This window comes from Marinobacter sp. RI1 (assembly GCF_041155085.1).
In the GTDB taxonomy this organism is placed as follows: Bacteria; Pseudomonadota; Gammaproteobacteria; order Pseudomonadales; family Oleiphilaceae; genus Marinobacter; species Marinobacter nauticus.
In genome coordinates this window covers 3077549-3094658 of the sequence record NZ_AP031605.1, presented here as the reverse complement: position 1 = coordinate 3094658, position 17110 = coordinate 3077549, and the positions used below count along the sequence as shown (strand labels likewise).

Sequence of the window (17110 nt, the reverse complement as noted above, 5' to 3'; positions counted from 1 at the left end):
TCACATTCAAACAGCGATCAGGCCGATGATATGGCTGCTGTTATGGCAGGCGAGTTCAGGATTGGCCAACCAGGTACGGGTGGAGGTCGAGGGGGATTACGACCAATTGCAGGAGAACGCGGAAATCCTGCTGGGCGAGGTTGAGGACAGAACCGCCGACGGTCTGCGCCGCTATGCCTCCAGCGCCGTCTCCCAGGTGGAAGAAGCGGTCCGGGCCCTCGGATACTACAATCCGACCATACGCTGGCAAGTGAATGAACAGGATGAAGCGCCAGCGGAGCTGGTGCTGACCATCGTTCCCGGCGAGCCCGTGCGCGTGCGATCCCGGCAGGTGGATATCCAGGGGCCCGGGGCCGACGATCCGGACCTGGTGCAAAGCCTCCCGGAGCGTCCCCGGGAAGGTGATATTCTGAATCATGGTGAATATGACGGTTTGCGGCAGGCGATCCAGAACCGGGCAGGGCGCCTGGGCTACTTTGACGGCGAGTATGAGACCCGAAAGCTGAAGGTCGACCCGGACGCCAACGCCGCGGATATCCTGCTTACCTATCGCACCGGTGAACGCTACCAACTGGGTGAAGTCACCTTTCTGGAAGGCCATGGTTTTGATGAGCAGTTGCTGCGGCAATTTGTAACCACAGAGCCGGGCGAGCCGTTTCATGCCGATAAGGTGGCCCGGTTGAACCGGGATCTCTCCAACAGCGGCTATTTTTCTGGCGTCGACATTGATGCCTCTCCTTCCCAGGCAGAGGATCGTGTTATTCCAGTGACAATCGGTCTCACTCCCAGGCCTCCCAGATCGGTGTCTGCGGGCGTCGGGTTCTCGACCGATGTGGGGCCGCGTTTCCGCGGCAACTGGCGTGAGCACTATATTAACTCCATGGGGCACAAGAGAGGGGCAGATACCGAGCTCTCTGAACTGCGCCAGAGTGTCAGTGGTTGGTACGAACTGCCTCTTGACCCGCCCATGACCGATTCCATCCGCCTGGGCACCGGGTATCAGCGGGAACATGTGGAAGACGTTGAGTCCGAACGCCTGACCTTCGGTCAGCAATGGAACCATCAATTGGACAACGGTTGGATGCAGGTGTTGTCGATGCGCTGGGAAGGCGAGCGCTTTCGCATTGGTGACGGTGAGCGAGGGACCTCCAGCCTGCTTCTGCCGGGTGTGAGCTATTCGAAGCTGCAGGCGGATTCGCCACTGGATCCGTCCCGGGGATTTCGTTTACAGCTGGATGTCACCGGGGCCCACCGGGCGGTGCTTTCAGATGCGGATATTCTGCATGTCAATCTGCTTGCCAAGGGTCTGTATACCCTGGCCGACAACCATCGTTTTCTTGCCCGGTTCAACTTTGGCGGTGTAGCCACCAACAATTTTTCCGATGTGCCGCCCTCTCTGCGGTTCTTTGCCGGCGGTGACCAGAGCGTACGAGGGTATGGTTATGAGACGCTTTCACCGGAGGACAGCGATGGTGTGGCCGTTGGCGGTCGATATCTCATTGTGGGGAGTGCTGAGTACCAGTATGAGTTTGCCAGGAACTGGCGTGTGGCTGCCTTTGTGGATGAGGGTAATGCCGTGAACGATGTCTTTGATCCGCTGGCGACCGGTGTTGGGGTGGGGATTCGTTGGGTCAGCCCCGTGGGGCCGCTTCGCCTGGATGTTGCCAGGGGGTTGAATGAGGAGCTTGGCGGTGGCTGGCGGATTCACTTTTCCATGGGGCCGGAACTGTGACCGAGGTGCAATCCAGAAATACACAGGCCCCGGATGCCGAACCGGAAACCCGAAAATCCCTGCATTGGTGGTTCTGGCCGCTGGTGATTGTCCTGGTACTGCTGCTGGTGCCCCTGTTGCTGGTGGTTGCAGTTCTGCTGGCCCTGCGCAGTGAGACGGGAACCGCCTGGGTCATTGAACAGGTACCAGGCCTGCGGACGGAAGCTGCCGAGGGCTCGATGCTGGGGCAGTGGCGGGCCGATGGCCTGGTCTGGCAGGGCTATGGTGTTGGCGTTCAGGTGAGCGAACCGGAAATTGACTGGTCACCGTCGTGCCTTCTTGAGCTGACGGTATGTCTGGACACGCTCAAGGCGGCCAGTATCGCGGTTACTGTGCAAGAAACCCCCGGCCAGGCTGATCAGCCACGAGGTGATATCCGGTTGCCTTCCGTCAATCTGCCCCTGGGTGTGAATATCCGTGAAGTCCGGCTCGGGGCACTAACGGTAAATGACAACCTGGTCTGGAATCGGGTCGAGCTGGATTCCCGGGCGTCGGGTGCCACCCTGAACATTGACCACCTTCTGTATGAACGCGGTGATATTCTGGTGACCGCCGATGGCCGAGCCGAGATGCGTCGGGACTGGCCATTGAATCTTTCAGTCAACGTTACCTTGCCACCACCGAGCGGAGACGACTGGCAGATTGCCCTGGATCTGTCCGGCAGCGCCCGGGATCTTCGTGTGGCAGGCGCCAGCAGCGGCTACCTCGATGCCCGCCTTGAGGGGGAGATGGATCCGCTTGATGCCGATTTGCCGGCTACCCTGAAGCTTCAGTCGCCGGAATTTCGGCCGCACAGCGCCGTGCCTGAAACCCTGACGCTGGACCAATGGCGGCTGGAACTCGATGGTAGCCTGGCTCGGGGCTTCGATACCCGAACCCGGGCGATGCTCCCGGCGTCCACCGGGCCGGTGGAGGCGTCAGTTCAGGGCCTGGTGACCCTCCAAGGTGCTTCCGGCGTCGAGGTTACGATGATCGCGCGGGATCGGGAGGGCAATTCCGATGGCCGCTTCGGTGCGAACGGCAAGGTATCCTGGCGTGACGGTATTGATGCCAGCGCAGACATAACCCTGGAGGAGTTTCCCTGGTACGGCCTGATTCCGGGCCTGGAGCCGCCACCGGTTGTGCTGAAACGTCTGGATGGCCAGGTTCAGTATGGTAATGGTCGTTATCAGGCAGCGCTGGATGCTTCAGTGGCGGGGCCCCTGGGTGAAGCCGAACTGACATCCCGGCTGATAGGGGATCTGCAATCGGTGAGCCTTAGCCAGCTGGACATGACCACCGGTGCCGGCGCGCTTTCCGGACAGGCAGAACTGGTGTTTTCCGGGCCGCTGAGCTGGGAGGCGCAGTTTGAGCTCGATCGATTCAATCCGGGCTTTTGGGTGCCGCAACTGGAAGCGCGTTTGAATGGAACGGCGGCTACCCGAGGCCAGTTGCGGGAGGGGGCGCTGCCCGAATTATTCGCAGATCTGGATCTCAGCGGCCAATGGCGGCAGCAGCCGGCACAGGCAAAAGGAACCTTGTCCACCCAGGGGCGAGACTGGGTTGTGCAAAACTTCAACCTGTCCGTCGGGGATAACCGGCTTGAGGGCAGTGGACGGTATGGCGAATCTCTGGCGGGCGACCTGCGCTTTGATCTTGCCGCACCGCAACAACTGTTGGCTGGTCTGGGTGGGGAGGCTGCCGGACGGCTTCGGCTGGCTGGCTCGCCGGAAGCTCCGGAAGCTGAGCTCTCACTGACGGCGGGCAATCTGGCCTGGCAGGATCAATTCCTGGTTACCGAGGCGCAGCTTGAGGCGGGACTTGATAGTGACGGGGTGCTGGACCTTGATCTGTCGGGCACTGAGCTGCGTCTCGCTGGCCAGGAACTCGACAAGGTTGTAGCGTCCCTCAGCGGTACCCGGGAGCGCCACACCCTGGCTTTGCAAGTCGATCATCCTGAAGCTTCGGTTGAGCTGGAATTCGCGGGCGGGCTGGGAGAGAAACTACCGGATTGGCGCGGACAGCTGACCCGGGGCCGGATTTCCGTACCAGAGCCAGGGCAGATCTGGCAGCTGGATACGAGAGCGGATCTCACCTACGTGGCCGGGACTCTTGAACTTGGCAGTCACTGCTGGCGCTGGCAGCAAAGCTCGGTCTGTGCGGCTGACCAGAGACTGTGGCCAGACTCCCGCATTGCTTATGAAGTGCGAGGTTTCCCGGCCAGTGCTTTGGCACCGTTGTTTCCAGAGACTTTTCGGTGGCAATCGACTATAGACGCAGACATTGCCGTAGCACTCACGGATGCGGGTCCTGATGGCACTATCCGGATTGATGCTGGCGCCGGCGAGTTCGGGGTTCTGGTGCTGGACGACTGGCAGCCCATCACTCATGACCAGCTAGTGGTTGAGGCTAATCTTAAACCGGATGAGGCCAATGTCAGCCTGGATTTCAGCGGCCCGGAACTTGGCCAGTTTGACCTGGATCTTGCTGTGGATCCTCTGGCCAGTGACCGCACGGTTGATGGTGAATTCCGGCTCCAGGCCCTTAATCTTGCCTTCCTCTCGGCATTTACCGGTATTGAAGACATTCAGGGGCGGGTTAATGGCAGTGGTCGTTTGAACGGTCCCTTGATGAAGCCTGACGTCACCGGCGAGCTGGTGCTTAGTGAAGGGCGAGTGTTTGATCCTGGCCTTCCCCTGCCACTGGAGGAATTGCTTGTAGTGCTTGAGTTTAGGGGGCAGTCGGCCGATATCAGCGGGCGCTGGAAAAGCAATGATCGCAGTAAGGGCCAGGTCTCCGGGAGCTTGGAGTGGGCACAGTCGCCGCAAGTCGCGATCAACCTGAAAGGCGAACGGCTGCCGGTGACGCTGGAACCTTATGCCCGGTTGGAGGTGGCGCCGGATCTGGATATTGCCTTCAAATCTGGAGAGCTGTCGGTCTCCGGCCGCGTTGAGGTGCCCAGAGGCGAAATCGAAGTCCAGAGCGTCCCCCCATCGGCGGTATCGGTTTCCGAGGATGAAGTCATCGTGGGTGTCGAACGGGAAGAACCTGCCATTCGGTCGATGCTGATGGATGTGACTGTGGTGGTCGGTGAGGATGAGGTGTCGTTTGCCGCGTTTGGTGTCACCGGCAACCTCGAAGGCACGTTGCGCATTGGCAACAACATGGATACGCGGGGTGCGCTGCAGTTAGTGAATGGTCGCTATGAAGCCTTTGGCCAGGAACTGGACCTGCGCCGGGCACGGATTCTCTTTGTAGGTGCGCTGACCCGACCGTATTTGGACATTGAGGCAGTCCGTGAAGTTGATACGGTGGTCGCCGGGATCCGGTTGTCCGGCCCGGTGGATGAGCCGGAAACGGAAGTGTTCTCGGAACCGTCGATGCCGCAGAGTGATGCCTTGTCGTACGTTATTCTTGGCCGTCCGCCCCGGGGCCAGGGGGATGAGGGGCAGATGAGCCGGGCTGCGTTGTCACTGGGTCTTACCCAGGCCAGCAAGATCACACAAGGTATTGGAAACGAGCTGGGTATCCGTAACCTGACATTGGAGGCGGAGGGTTCAGGGGAGCAGGCCTCCGTGGTGGCGAGCGGCTATATCACAGACGAACTAAGCCTCCGTTATGGTGTTGGCATATTTGAACCCATTACCACGGTAGCTCTGCGCTACGATTTGGGCCGCTACTTCTATCTGGAGGCCGCCAGTGGTCTGGCGGCCTCACTGGATATTTTCTATACACGGAACTTCTGAGTGGCCAGGTCAGTCCAGCTCGAAGGTGGCGCTGACGGTGGCCTGGATTTCCCTGGGGCCCACGCTTGAAACGGCGTCACCGACCATTTTCGATTCCGCTTGCATCATCGGTACCGGACGATGGCCGCCGTTCACATTCAGACTGACCACTTCGCCACAACGTTGCTCGAGTTGCTTGGCGACAAACTCGCAGCGGCTTCTGGCATCGGCGATGGCCCTTGCCAGAGCTTCGCGTTCGAGCCCCTGCTCGTCTGAGTGGAAAAACTGGTGGCTGCCAAGATGATATTGCAGCCCCAGCTTGTTGGCTTCACCAATCAACGGATTCAGCAGCTCCAGATCGTTGATCGAGAAGCTGACGGTCTGGCTTGCCACCGATACTCGCTTGGGATCCTGGCCTTGTTCCCGTACAGGAAGCATGCGAGTGTAAACACTGAGATCGGCATCAGAATAGTCGTCCAGCTCATTACGATAGGCCGCAATGGCCTGGCGCCATTCGTCCATGGTGTCGGACACCTGTTCAGAGGCCTTGGCGGCATCCGGGTGCTCGGCCGTGACTGAGAACTGCAGTCTGGCGCTGTCTGGTTCGTAACGAACAATACCTTCACCATTCAGGCTCACTTCTCCGGCACTGGCTGCCGCGGGTATCACGGTGATGGCGGCGGCGAGCGCAAGTGGCAGTCGACGTTTGATCATGGTCATTCTCCTTATGAGTGGAACTCCGGGCCTTCCCGGTTATCCAGTCGTTCCAGTTTCCGAGCCCGGGCGGCGTGCACAAAGTGGCTGAAGATGCGACGGTGCCCGGTGTGGTAAAGCAGGTATTCGGGGTGCCATTGCACTCCCATCAACCATTGTCGGCCGGTGTTTTCGATGGCCTGCACAAACAGGTCGTTGTCCACGGCCGTCACTCTGAGATTCTGTCCAAGGCGCTTGATGGCCTGGCTGTGAATGCGGTTGGCGCCAATCACGTGGCTGTACATCAGGCCTCCCAGACGGCTGTCCCGGACCAGGCGAACCGTTTGGAGGGGTAATAACAAAGGTCGATGTCGGGTATGTACCCGCAACGGGGTAACGTTCTGGCACAGGGACCCGCCGTGAAAGACGTTGATAAACTGTGCACCGCGGCAGATACCCAGCACCGGAATGTTAATCGCCTCCGCCTGGCGGAGAAGCTCGGTGTCGGTAGCATCCCGTTTTAGGTCATACCTGGCCGTCACCTGGGGTTGTTGACCATAGCGGCCCGGATGCACGTGGGTGCCGCCCGAGAGTACCAGCCCGTCCAGTAGTTCGACGTTGGTTCGGTCGCCCGGGCGGATGTAGTGTGTTCTGGCGCCATGCAGGCGCAGGCCCAGGCTGATCAGCCGATGGGCCATACTTCGCCGGGCCGGGCCACTGATGCCGATGGTGAGGCCGGGGATGTCCGTTTCGCTTTCCCAGTCAGACATAACCGTGCTGATGCAGCCATTCATCAGTGGTCTCACGCCAGGAGCGGGTGAGATTGCGGAAGCTGAACTTCCGGGAGTCGTGGAATTCGCCCCGCAGGGCATCAAGATCCTGACGGTTGTTGGCAAGCTGCTCCAGCACTACCCAATCGTTCCAGACTGTGGAGAAGTGCCAATTGGGATTGTCGATATCACAATCCGGCAGCCGGTAGTGCAGAGTAGGACGACTTTTGATCCTGGGATCCTGAACGTATTCGGACAACAGCGATTCGTTCAGATGAGCGAACAGTGGCAGAAGATCCAATGCCTTGTTCCGGGTAGGGTTGTAGTGCAGATAGTCCCTCATCAGTGTGTCCAGGTCAGGACGGTAATCGTCCGCCATCAGCTTGTCTGTGTAGCGGCTGCTCCAGGGCTCGATGTAGGTGGTGAACTTCCGGCTGATATCCAGCTGATGCCGGGACTTGAGCCAGTCATACAGCAGTGCGAACGCCTGCAGATAACGTACCAGGGTCTCGGGTTCAAGATCGGGTAGTTCCGGGTTAAGTTGAAGCCCGAACGCAAAGTAGATGGCCTCCCGGCTGCCTTCAGCACCCAGGTCTCGCAGCTCGTCTACCAGATTCTCGATCATGCCCAGAGCCGACATTGCGAGCGGTGGTCCCACAATCTCTAATGGCACAATCTTCTCGGCGGCAAAATCAATGACGTCCATGGCGTGGTTGCCGAGTTCCCGAATGGATTCCGGGAGCCGCTCGTCGGCAAGATCCAGGTCTTTGATAGGATCAGAGTCCAGCTCAATGGTGAAAGCCCCGGCGTCCGTATCCAGTCGGGTGACATAACGGGATGTCAGCTCCGGCTCTCCCCCAAGCAGTCGGGCAGCATGCTGGACCAGGGCCTCGTAGGTCAGGCCGGACAGTTCAATCTCAACCCCGACTTTTCGTTCCTGGCCGTCCCGGTTTGTCGTTTGTTCCGGCATCTTGCAGCGGTCGTGTGCGGTCATGGTTGTGTGTGGCTTCCCTGTGTCTGGTTTGCGTCACCATAACATACAGGCTGTTGGTCGCCCGTTACAGGAAGGAAACGAAACGGAGAGGGCTTTACACTGGATAAAACACTGTATATAGTCAGTTCACTGTATAAAAAAACAGGATCGAAATTCCGGAGCCCGACTGATGAAACTGACTGCAAGACAATCCCAGGTGCTGGACATTATCCGACGTTACGTGGATGAAACCGGCTACCCGCCCACCAGGGCTGAAATTGCCGCAGAGCTGGGATTCCGTTCCGCCAACGCGGCGGAAGAACATCTGAGGGCTCTGGCAAGGAAAGGCGCCATCGAGATGGTCCCGGGAGCCAGTCGGGGCATTCGCCTGCCGGAGGCCGAAGAAGATCTGGGCCTCCCTGTCATCGGGCAGGTTGCCGCCGGTAGCCCGATTCTGGCGCAGGAACATATTGAAGATCACTGCACGCTGCAGCCGGGCTTCTTCTCTCCTTCAGCAGATTACCTTTTGCGGGTACGGGGGATGAGCATGAGAGACATCGGGATTCTGGATGGTGATTTACTGGCGGTGCACAGTACCCAGGATGTCCATAACGGTCAGATCGTTGTCGCTCGTGTCGGAGAGGAGGTCACCGTCAAGCGTTTCCGCAGGGAAGGCAACAAGGTCTGGCTGATTGCAGAGAATGAGGAGTTTGCTCCGATTGAGGTCGATCTTGCGGAGCAGGAATTGTTTATTGAAGGTCTCGGCGTAGGCGTTATCCGCCGCTCCGATCTTCACTGAGTACCGTATTCGGCAGCGCATGGCGCAGGTAGGTGAGTAATGGAACAGTTGAGCTTCACTCAGAACATGGCATTTCAGCCGGCAGCTGTTGTTGCGGCTGGCGCGGTTTCTTCCTCTGGCCCAAAGGTGCCGGCGGCCAGGGCGACAGCGTCCGGTTCGGAGCGACGTTCAGCGTCTGGCTTCGGTGGCAATGTTACCGAGATTATTCTTCCGGAGGAGCAGGTGGAGAATTTCCAGTTGCTACTGCCAATGCTCACACAACTCAACCAGGAGAAACGTTGGCTGGCGTGGATTGATCCTCCCCAGTCCCTGGTGGCCAAGTGGCAGAAAATGCACGGCATTGTGGCCAGTGAGATTCTGGTATTGCGGTCAACGGCAGAATTCCCGGCACAAGAGTTGGCTGAGCGAGCGCTGGGCGCAGGCACCTGCCATGCCGTTGTGCTCTGGACTCACAAGCTGGGCCGTGCGGCGCTGGAAACGTTGCAAAAGGCATCTGCCAAGGGTAATAGCCACGGTGTGGTGTTGCGCCAGAGATAACGGGTGCTCAATGCAAGGTGTAGTGGGGCTGATTGTCGGCGAACTCGCCTTCGTCCTCTTCCCAGTCAATGTCGTGGCTGATGTTGCCAGCGGCCTCGATGCCAGCGGCAATCATCGCCTTGGCGACGTTCATGTCCCGGTCTTCCAGCATTTCTCTGGCCTCGTCAGAGAATGAGATGCGCACAAGTGGAGCTGCGTCGTCATCAATCCGGCGAAGCGCGTAGTCGCCGTCGGCGAGTTGTACAATTTCAAAAAACGAAGGTGACATTCATTCAACCTATATCTGCTGTCAGCGTATGTTAATGGATTGGCTCCGGCAGGCGGATTACCACTCGCTGTGTTGCTCGTCTATCTCTCTGGTCAATACGGTCATGGCAGCCAGTATCTTGTTCAGAGCCTGAATGGACCGATCTGGCCCCTGATCCGCCGAAACCGCAATGATGTTTTCTTCCGTCACGGTTTTCCGTGTCTTGGGCGGTTCTCCAGCGGCAGCCTCCAACTGATTCAGCTGTTGCCACCAGCTCCCTGGTGTTTCAGCCAGTTCCTTCAACATCCCGCCTTCCGCAATCGCATAGGGAAACAGCGCCTCCAGCTCGTCAATGGAGGCCGGTCTGTCGACCTTGTTCTGGTGACATCGGGCAATCATTACCAGCAGGAGTCCGCGAGCCCGCAGCAACAACTCAATGGCACCTTGCAGTTGGGCTTCTCGTTCTGGCGCAGTCGCCGCTTCGTCTTGCTCAACCCGGACTAGTAACGTTTTGGCCAGAAACAGCTTTTGCGAAACCAGGGTGTGCCATTGTGATGCCATGAGGAAACCTGCGAACGAAAAACCAGAGAAACAGGGCCGGTAAAACTTTGGGAGTTTATCATTTTTGGCTGTTTATTTCTCGCTCTATCCGCTTTGTGGAAATGCTCTTGTCACAAGAAACTACAAACAACCACTTGAAACGGGCGTTTGAAACTGGCACAAAGAGCGTCAAATTGGGTGAGTATTGACCACTCATGTGACTCACGCTGGAGGTTGAGGATGCGAAACCGATTTATTGCTGCCATCGCAGTTGCTGTTATGGGGGCGTCCAGTCCGCTGCTGGCAAAGGTAACACAGGCTGAAGCCGCGCGCCTGAACAATGAGCTGACACCGGTTGGTGCCGAGCGCGCGGGCAACGCGGCGGGCACCATTCCAGCCTGGGATGGCGGGCTTGCCACGCCACCGGCGAATTGGCGCGAGGGGTCTGTAGAAATCAATCCGTTCCCTGGCGATGACGCCCTGTATGTGGTGACGGGGGATAACCTTGATCTTTACCGGGATAAGTTGTCGGACGGCCACATCCGGATGCTGGAGCAATATGGTCCGGCATTTTTCATGCCGGTGTATGAAACCCGTCGGACAGCGGCGTTTCCCGAACATGTATACGAGAAGTTTCGCCAGAATGCCCTGACCGCCGAGCTTTTGGATAATGGTAACGGGGTAAGAGACACCATCATGACCAGCCCGTTCCCCATTCCACAGAATGGTCTGGAAGCGATCTGGAACCACATTCTCCGGTATCGCGGTGAGGAAGTGTCCTTCCGAAGTGCTTCAGCCACCCCTCAGGAAGACGGTTCTTTCAACCCGGTGGTCAACCACTACGATTATTTTTTCGCGTACAGTCAGGTAGGCGCGGATCTTGCCGATATCGACAACAAGATCTTCTACCTGAAAACCGAGACGATCGCCCCAACCACGCTGGCGGGCACCATCACCCTGGTGCACGAGACTCTGGATCAGGTTCGTTCACCTCGCCTTGCATGGCGTTATGACGCCGGCTCCCGACGCCTGCGCCGTTCTCCGAACCTGGCCTACGAGACAGACCTGCCGAATTCGTCCTCTCTGCGTTCGGTAGACCAGAAAGATATGTATAACGGCGCTCCAAACCAGTATGACTGGGAACTCAAAGGTAAACGGGAGCTGCTGGTTCCCTACAACGGATACAAGCTTCACGATTCCAGTGTTCGCCCTGAGGACGTCATCCGCCCCAACCACATCAACCAGAGTCTTGCTCGCTATGAGCTGCATCGGGTGTGGGTGGTAGAGGCCAAGCGTCGTACCGGTATCGGCCACATTTATGAGCGCCGTGTATTCTACATTGACGAAGATAGCTGGCAGATTCTGGTTTCTGAGGAGTACAACGAGAAGGGCGAGCTATGGCGCGTTTCCGAGGCTCACAATATCAGCTACTACAGCGAGCCGGTCTTCTGGACCACCATGGAAATGACGTATGATCTGAAGGCAAATCGTTATTACATTGATGGTCTGGACAATGGTTACCCCGCCTATGATTTCGCGCCGGGGTATCGTGGTAACGAGTTTACCGCCTCTGCGGCCCGTCGCGCTGCACGGCGTTAACCGTCCGCTTGCGGGGCGCCATTGTTTCCGGTGGCGCCCTTTCGTTGGCCAGTCTGTCCCGCAGACCACGGAGATTGCTGATGGCCAACCCTGAAAACCTCCTTTCCGATCTGGATCAGCTTCAAGACGAATTAACCCTGGCCCTGGACAACCAGGATTGGGAACGATTGGGCCAGCTTAATGCCCGGGTTCGACCGACGGTGGAACCGTTGATGGCTGAGCTCGAGAAGGGCTGCCTTGATGCCACACTGGTGCGAGAGCGACTGGAAGCGCTGAATCGTTTTGTGGCCGAGGCCGATGCCGCCGCTGTGAAGGCCCGCGACGAGGCGAAAGCCTCATTGAAGGGGGTCAGCCAGAACCGTAACGCCGCCAAAACCTATCAGAACGTCTCCTCGAATCGTCAAAGATAGCGTCATAAAATTGACTCGGGCCGACATACGGTCTTAAATACCGCACAAATCCATGAAGAGATTCCTGTGAATGTCCAAAAATAACAAAGTGCTGGTGCTGAGTGAGGATGAAACCAGACGGCGAGATCTGGTCACCATTCTGGAGTTTGTCGGTGAAGAGCAGGTGATTTCCGGCGACGAGGCTTTGGCGCTTTTGGCGAGTGACGATGATCAGGCCTGGGATAGTGTTTCGGTAGCGGTCGTCAACGGCACCGAATCCGGCGCCTGTTCCGCCATAGAGCAGGTGTGCCGGGCCATGACCGGTGTACCAGTGTTGCTGGTTGGCGACCCTGAGCTCAAGGGTTTGTCAGAGGACGATGCGGCACGAGTGATTGCGCGGATGGAATGGCCGCTGAACTACACCAAGTTCGTGGATTCCCTGTACCGCGCACAGATCTATCGGGACCAGTTCAGCCGCAACCAGCAGCGCGGCCAGCAGCGTGGTGTGCAGCTGTTCCGCAGCCTTGTGGGAACCAGTCGTAAAGTCCAGCAAGTGCGCCAGTTGATGGAGCAGGTGGCCGACAAGGATGTGAGCGTGCTGATTACCGGAGAGTCCGGTACTGGGAAGGAAGTAGTTGCTCGCAATCTGCATTACCATTCTTCCCGCCGCGATAAGCCCTTCGTGCCGGTGAACTGTGGTGCTATTCCGGCAGAGCTGCTGGAGAGCGAGCTCTTTGGCCATGAGAAAGGCGCGTTTACCGGTGCCATTACGGCGAGGGTAGGGCGCTTTGAGATGGCGGAAGGCGGCACCTTGTTCCTGGATGAAATTGGCGATATGCCCCTGAACATGCAGGTGAAGATACTGCGGGTACTGCAGGAACGCACCTTTGAAAAAGTGGGCAGTAACCGCACCCAGACCGCTGACGTACGGGTGATTGCGGCGACCCACAAGCATCTTGAGGACATGATTGAATCCGGTGATTTCCGGGAGGACCTGTACTACCGGCTGAACGTGTTCCCCATCGAAATGCCGGCACTCCGGGAGCGAGTCGAAGACATTCCACTGCTGATCAACGAGCTGATTTCCCGGATGGAAAAAGAGAAGCGTGGTTCATTGCGGATGAACTCGGCGGCCATCATGAGCCTGTGTCGTCATGATTGGCCGGGCAATGTCCGTGAGCTGGCGAACCTGGTGGAGCGTCTTGCCATCATGCATCCTTATGGCGTGATCGGAGTGCAGGAATTGCCGAAGAAGTTCCGCTATGTGGATGATTACGACGAGAATCGCCCGGTAGAGGATTCAGGTATGCCCTCTTCCATACCAGGCCTGGTGGGGCTGGATGCGCCAGCGTTGCTTCCGGTGAACGGCATTGATCTGAAGGATTATCTCTCCAATCTCGAAAAGCAATTGATTCAGCAGGCTCTCGATGAAGCCAGCGGCGTAGTCGCCCGCGCCGCCGAGAAGCTGCGGATACGGCGCACGACGCTGGTGGAGAAAGTGCGAAAGTATGGTCTGAGGGACGACTCAGAAGAAGCCTGATGACACCGGGGTTGCCGGTAAAAGGTGGCGTCAAAGGTTTGTAACCTGCGACGCCATTGTTGTTTCTGGCCGACGGTAATTCGTCACCCTGGGTATCGTTGATTTCGTTACTATCTGAAAATAAACAATAAATACTAATTGGCACGCTGTTAGCTTTAACCTTTCCGAACAAAAGTATTGATGGCCCCGCCGGGCCTGTCAGGGGGAAAGGTTATGAGCCACGCACATGTCGTTATGGAGTCCCGCCACCAGCCGGATGCCAACGCTGCGGCTGATGTCAACGACAAGGTGACAGCACTGTTTCCACAGCAGGACGATGAGGCTGTAGATTCTGCGCTGGAACTGTTCAATCGCATGTCTCGTCAGATTACCGATTCCTATCGCACACTCGAGTCTCGGGTGAACCAGCTGTCCGGTGAGCTGTCTTATGAATCGCGACAGCGCCAGCAGGAGCTGGAGCAGAAAGAGCAGCTGGCAGATCGCCTGTCTACCTTGCTCAATGCCCTGCCTGCGGGTGTGGTGGTGCTGGACAAACATGGCACTGTCAGTCAGAGCAACCCGGCCGCCATTGCCTTGCTGGGCGAGCCGCTTGAGGGCGAGCGCTGGATCGACGTTATCCGCCGCTGTTTCGCGCCCCGTAACGATGATGGCCATGAGGTGTCCCTGAAGGATGGTCGCCGGGTCAGCATTGAGATTCGTACCATGGAGAATCAGCCGGGTCAGTTGATCCTGCTGACCGATCTGACTGAAACGCGCCAGCTCCAGTCGCAACTGGCTCATGCCCAGCGCCTCTCTGCCATGGGTAAGATGGTTGCGTCCCTGGCCCACCAGATTCGCACACCGCTGTCCGCCGCCATTCTCTATGGTGGTCATCTGAGCCAGCCGGATCTCGATGAGGAGCTACGTCAACGTTGCGCTTCCCGGCTGATGTCCCGCCTGACCCATCTGGAACAGCAGGTTCGCGACATGTTGATCTTCGCCCGCGGTGAAACCCGACTGGCGGAAGAGCTGGATTCGTCGCGCCTGGTGGAAGCGCTCGAGTCTGCTGTTGATGGACTCAAGCTTGCGCCAGGTGTGCAGGTGACCCTGGACAACCAGGTGCAGACGCCTTGCCGGCTGATGTGCAATCGCGATGCCCTGGTCGGCGCCTGTACCAATCTTGTGAATAACAGTCTGGAGGCGGGGGCAGCCGACGTTTCAATCGTCGTTTCCGCTACCTCTGGCCGCCTGGAAATCCGGGTTTCCGATAATGGACCCGGGTTCGAGCCTGGTGAGGCAGGTCGGATTATGGAAGCCTTCTACACCACCAAGTCCCATGGCACCGGCCTCGGGCTGGCCGTGGTGCAGGCTGTGGTCAAGGCCCATCAGGGCGAGTTTTCGATTTCATCCCCCGGACAGCAAGGCGCCGACGCGATAGTTCGGCTGCCTATTCTGACAGCCCGGTTTTAAAGAACAGGTTGGAGGTGCATAGCATGGCAAAGGCCCAGATTCTGATTGTGGAAGATGACCACGACCTGCGCGAAGCTTTGGTAACGACGCTGGAACTGGCGAAATTCCAGGTGCGGGAAGCGGCCAGCGCTGAAGATGCGCTGGCAAGCCTGGCCCGGGCGCCGGTCGATATGGTGGTCAGCGATGTCAATATGCCCGGCATGTCCGGCCATGATTTGTTGGCGGAAGTTCAGCGCTTGTATCCGGGGCTGCCCATGATGCTGATTACCGCGTACGGCCAGATCAGCCACGCGGTGTCTGCCATGCAATCTGGTGCCATCGATTATCTGGTCAAGCCGTTTGAGCCTCAGGTTCTGGTGGAAGCGGTCAGTCGGGTCGTGGGCGGAAGCCGCCAGAAGGCTGGCGATGAGCCGGTGGCTGAGGATCCTGTCAGCAAACGCATGTTCCAGTTGGCCGCGAAAGTGGCGGCCAGTGATTCCACAGTGATGATTTCCGGTGAGAGTGGTACCGGTAAAGAAGTGTTGGCCCGCTATATCCATCAGCAGTCACCCCGAGCGGATGAGCCGTTTGTCGCGATCAACTGTGCCGCTATTCCGGAGAATATGTTGGAAGCCATTCTGTTCGGTCACGAGAAAGGTGCATTCACGGGTGCCGTTGCAGCCTCCCCAGGTAAATTCGAGCAGGCCAATGGCGGAACCATCCTGTTGGACGAGATTTCCGAAATGGATCTTGGTTTGCAGTCCAAGCTGCTGCGAGTGTTGCAGGAGCGGGAAGTGGAGCGCGTCGGTGGTCGCAAGACCATTCAGCTGGATGTTCGTGTGCTGGCGACCACAAACCGTGATCTGGCGGACTACGTGCGCGAGGGCAAGTTCCGCGAAGACCTTTATTATCGATTGACGGTGTTCCCGATGCGGTGGCAGCCCCTGCGGGAGCGGCCGCTGGATATTCTGCCCCTGGCCCGCTCACTGCTGAAAAAACATTGCCGCAAGATGAAGCTGACCGGCATCACCCTGGCCGAGGATGCCCGTAAGGCACTGATGGCTCATGCCTGGCCGGGTAATGTCCGGGAACTGGACAATGCCATTCAGCGGGCGCTGGTGTTGCATCAGGGTAATGTAATCCACGCCGGCGACCTTTGTCTGGAGCTTGGGATTACCGGTGCCGCTGACTTTGGTGCACCCGCCGAGCCGGCCATTTCCGCCAGGTCCATGGAGGTCCCTGCGGCTGACGTGCCAGACCCCGAGGCCGGGCTGGAAGCGGATTCAGCGGCTGATGAGGCGATTGGCTCACTCGGAGATGATCTGCGCCAACAGGAGTTCCGTATTATTATCCAGACCCTCAAGAAAGAGCGTGGCAGGCGCAACCGGGCAGCGGAGCAGTTGGGCATCAGCCCGCGAACGCTTCGTTACAAACTGGCCCAGATGCGAGATGCCGGTATCGATCTTGATGCGGAGCTGGCCATGGCCTGAGTCAGGGCCTTTGTTGTCGACCTTATACTCCTTCGGGCACCCTTCGGGGTGCCGTTTTTTTACCCGCCTGCCTGGTCTTCTTTTTCGGTCTGGTTTCACTCCTGTCAATTCTTTGTCACGTAGACGCCTTCCACTGTAAAATGCTTTATTAACCCGTTGAAATAAATGGTTTAATTGTTTCTGGCCTGTTGCTTGCTTTCAGTTCATTTGAGTTAGCAACAAGTACAGGCCCGACTGGGCCGCCGGGAGAGTGTGATGGTTCAACGTGCCGACATAAACAATGTTCTGTCTGAGATCCGGAATCTGCGTACCCAGATGATGCAGAACCAGAGGATTGAACAGGATCAGTCCGTACGTGGCCGCATCGATGGCCCACGACAGGTTCAGGAAACCCAGGAAGTTCCCAGCTTCAGCGATATGCTGGGCAAGGCCGTCAACAATGTACACGAGGTCCAGAGTCAGGCCAGTGAACTCAGGACGGCCTACGAAATGGGCGATCCGAACGTGGACATTACCCGGGTAATGATTGCTGCCCAGAAATCTTCGGTGTCTTTTGAGGCTCTGACCCAGGTGCGTAACCGGGTTGTGCGAGCCTATGAAGACATCATGAATATGCCGATCTGATAACGG

15 protein-coding genes are annotated in these 17110 nt (G+C 57.9%); 10 read left to right on the top strand and 5 right to left on the bottom strand.

Annotation, left to right across the window (positions count from 1 at the left end):
* Positions 1 to 25: 25 nt before the first annotated feature.
* On the top strand, positions 26 to 1732 hold the full coding sequence (locus tag ACAM27_RS14010; RefSeq protein ID WP_278351300.1) for an autotransporter assembly complex family protein: 1707 nt from the start codon (positions 26 to 28) through the stop codon (positions 1730 to 1732).
* Positions 1729 to 5496, top strand: coding sequence for a translocation/assembly module TamB domain-containing protein (locus ACAM27_RS14005; protein WP_374730289.1), 3768 nt, complete (start codon positions 1729 to 1731; stop codon positions 5494 to 5496). The genes ACAM27_RS14010 and ACAM27_RS14005 overlap by 4 nt, the downstream gene beginning before the upstream one ends.
* Positions 5497 to 5505: 9 nt before the next feature.
* On the opposite strand, the gene ACAM27_RS14000 is transcribed toward ACAM27_RS14005, so the two are convergent.
* From ACAM27_RS14000 to ACAM27_RS13990, 3 genes are read right to left on the bottom strand one after another with little or no spacing between them, the layout of a single operon-like run.
* Positions 5506 to 6189: an SIMPL domain-containing protein gene (locus tag ACAM27_RS14000; protein ID WP_369612146.1), complete on the bottom strand. Its 684-nt coding sequence runs from the start codon at positions 6187 to 6189 to the stop codon at positions 5506 to 5508.
* Between the two features lie 11 nt (positions 6190 to 6200).
* Positions 6201 to 6938 (bottom strand): gamma-glutamyl-gamma-aminobutyrate hydrolase family protein, encoded by a 738-nt coding sequence (locus tag ACAM27_RS13995; RefSeq protein WP_011785483.1) that lies wholly within the window; start codon positions 6936 to 6938, stop codon positions 6201 to 6203.
* Positions 6931 to 7932, bottom strand: coding sequence for an amidoligase family protein (locus ACAM27_RS13990; protein WP_022991632.1), 1002 nt, complete (start codon positions 7930 to 7932; stop codon positions 6931 to 6933). The genes ACAM27_RS13995 and ACAM27_RS13990 overlap by 8 nt, the downstream gene beginning before the upstream one ends.
* A gap of 166 nt (positions 7933 to 8098) precedes the next feature.
* Between ACAM27_RS13990 and lexA the strand changes: the two genes are divergently transcribed.
* Entirely contained in the window at positions 8099 to 8710 is a 612-nt protein-coding gene (gene lexA / locus ACAM27_RS13985) for a transcriptional repressor LexA (protein ID WP_181800034.1), read from the top strand.
* A gap of 39 nt (positions 8711 to 8749) precedes the next feature.
* A complete protein-coding gene (locus tag ACAM27_RS13980; RefSeq protein WP_113878963.1) occupies positions 8750 to 9247 on the top strand; it encodes a cell division inhibitor SulA in 498 nt (165 codons plus the stop codon).
* 7 nt (positions 9248 to 9254) lie between these two features.
* Here ACAM27_RS13980 and ACAM27_RS13975 read toward each other — a convergent pair whose 3' ends face one another.
* Positions 9255 to 9515, bottom strand: a complete 261-nt coding sequence (locus tag ACAM27_RS13975) for a hypothetical protein (RefSeq protein WP_011785479.1) — start codon at positions 9513 to 9515, stop codon at positions 9255 to 9257.
* Positions 9516 to 9572: 57 nt separating this feature from the next.
* Positions 9573 to 10055, bottom strand: coding sequence for a DUF6586 family protein (locus ACAM27_RS13970; RefSeq protein WP_022991631.1), 483 nt, complete (start codon positions 10053 to 10055; stop codon positions 9573 to 9575).
* A gap of 219 nt (positions 10056 to 10274) precedes the next feature.
* Here ACAM27_RS13970 and ACAM27_RS13965 point away from each other — a divergent pair, with 219 nt between their 5' ends.
* The 6 genes from ACAM27_RS13965 to fliE all read left to right on the top strand — a co-directional run bounded on the left by ACAM27_RS13965 (position 10275) and on the right by fliE (position 17104).
* Positions 10275 to 11633: a DUF1329 domain-containing protein gene (locus ACAM27_RS13965; RefSeq protein ID WP_023009852.1), complete on the top strand. Its 1359-nt coding sequence runs from the start codon at positions 10275 to 10277 to the stop codon at positions 11631 to 11633.
* Positions 11634 to 11713: 80 nt separating this feature from the next.
* Entirely contained in the window at positions 11714 to 12043 is a 330-nt protein-coding gene (locus ACAM27_RS13960; RefSeq protein ID WP_014421030.1) for a hypothetical protein, read from the top strand.
* A 70-nt stretch (positions 12044 to 12113) separates the two neighbouring features.
* Positions 12114 to 13562, top strand: coding sequence for a sigma-54 dependent transcriptional regulator (locus tag ACAM27_RS13955; protein ID WP_011785475.1), 1449 nt, complete (start codon positions 12114 to 12116; stop codon positions 13560 to 13562).
* A 213-nt stretch (positions 13563 to 13775) separates the two neighbouring features.
* Positions 13776 to 15011: a PAS domain-containing sensor histidine kinase gene (locus ACAM27_RS13950; protein WP_011785474.1), complete on the top strand. Its 1236-nt coding sequence runs from the start codon at positions 13776 to 13778 to the stop codon at positions 15009 to 15011.
* Between the two features lie 23 nt (positions 15012 to 15034).
* Positions 15035 to 16480, top strand: coding sequence for a sigma-54 dependent transcriptional regulator (locus ACAM27_RS13945; RefSeq protein ID WP_199452238.1), 1446 nt, complete (start codon positions 15035 to 15037; stop codon positions 16478 to 16480).
* Positions 16481 to 16735: 255 nt separating this feature from the next.
* Positions 16736 to 17104 (top strand): flagellar hook-basal body complex protein FliE, encoded by a 369-nt coding sequence (gene fliE / locus ACAM27_RS13940; protein WP_011785472.1) that lies wholly within the window; start codon positions 16736 to 16738, stop codon positions 17102 to 17104.
* The last annotated feature ends 6 nt before the right edge of the window (positions 17105 to 17110 follow it).

What these genes read in the sequence shown, in the direction of transcription:
- ACAM27_RS13955 (WP_011785475.1), top strand. Translation starts at nt 12,114, where the DNA reads ATGTCCAAAAATAACAAAGTGCTGGTGCTGAGTGAGGATGAAACCAGA.
- ACAM27_RS14000 (WP_369612146.1), bottom strand. Translation starts at nt 6,189, where the DNA reads ATGATCAAACGTCGACTGCCACTTGCGCTCGCCGCCGCCATCACCGTG.
- fliE (WP_011785472.1), top strand. Translation starts at nt 16,736, where the DNA reads ATGGTTCAACGTGCCGACATAAACAATGTTCTGTCTGAGATCCGGAAT.
- ACAM27_RS13965 (WP_023009852.1), top strand. Translation starts at nt 10,275, where the DNA reads ATGCGAAACCGATTTATTGCTGCCATCGCAGTTGCTGTTATGGGGGCG.
- ACAM27_RS13995 (WP_011785483.1), bottom strand. Translation starts at nt 6,938, where the DNA reads ATGTCTGACTGGGAAAGCGAAACGGACATCCCCGGCCTCACCATCGGC.
- ACAM27_RS13990 (WP_022991632.1), bottom strand. Translation starts at nt 7,932, where the DNA reads ATGACCGCACACGACCGCTGCAAGATGCCGGAACAAACGACAAACCGG.
- ACAM27_RS13960 (WP_014421030.1), top strand. Translation starts at nt 11,714, where the DNA reads ATGGCCAACCCTGAAAACCTCCTTTCCGATCTGGATCAGCTTCAAGAC.
- ACAM27_RS13980 (WP_113878963.1), top strand. Translation starts at nt 8,750, where the DNA reads ATGGAACAGTTGAGCTTCACTCAGAACATGGCATTTCAGCCGGCAGCT.
- ACAM27_RS13970 (WP_022991631.1), bottom strand. Translation starts at nt 10,055, where the DNA reads ATGGCATCACAATGGCACACCCTGGTTTCGCAAAAGCTGTTTCTGGCC.
- ACAM27_RS13945 (WP_199452238.1), top strand. Translation starts at nt 15,035, where the DNA reads ATGGCAAAGGCCCAGATTCTGATTGTGGAAGATGACCACGACCTGCGC.
- ACAM27_RS14010 (WP_278351300.1), top strand. Translation starts at nt 26, where the DNA reads ATGATATGGCTGCTGTTATGGCAGGCGAGTTCAGGATTGGCCAACCAG.
- ACAM27_RS13975 (WP_011785479.1), bottom strand. Translation starts at nt 9,515, where the DNA reads ATGTCACCTTCGTTTTTTGAAATTGTACAACTCGCCGACGGCGACTAC.
- ACAM27_RS13950 (WP_011785474.1), top strand. Translation starts at nt 13,776, where the DNA reads ATGAGCCACGCACATGTCGTTATGGAGTCCCGCCACCAGCCGGATGCC.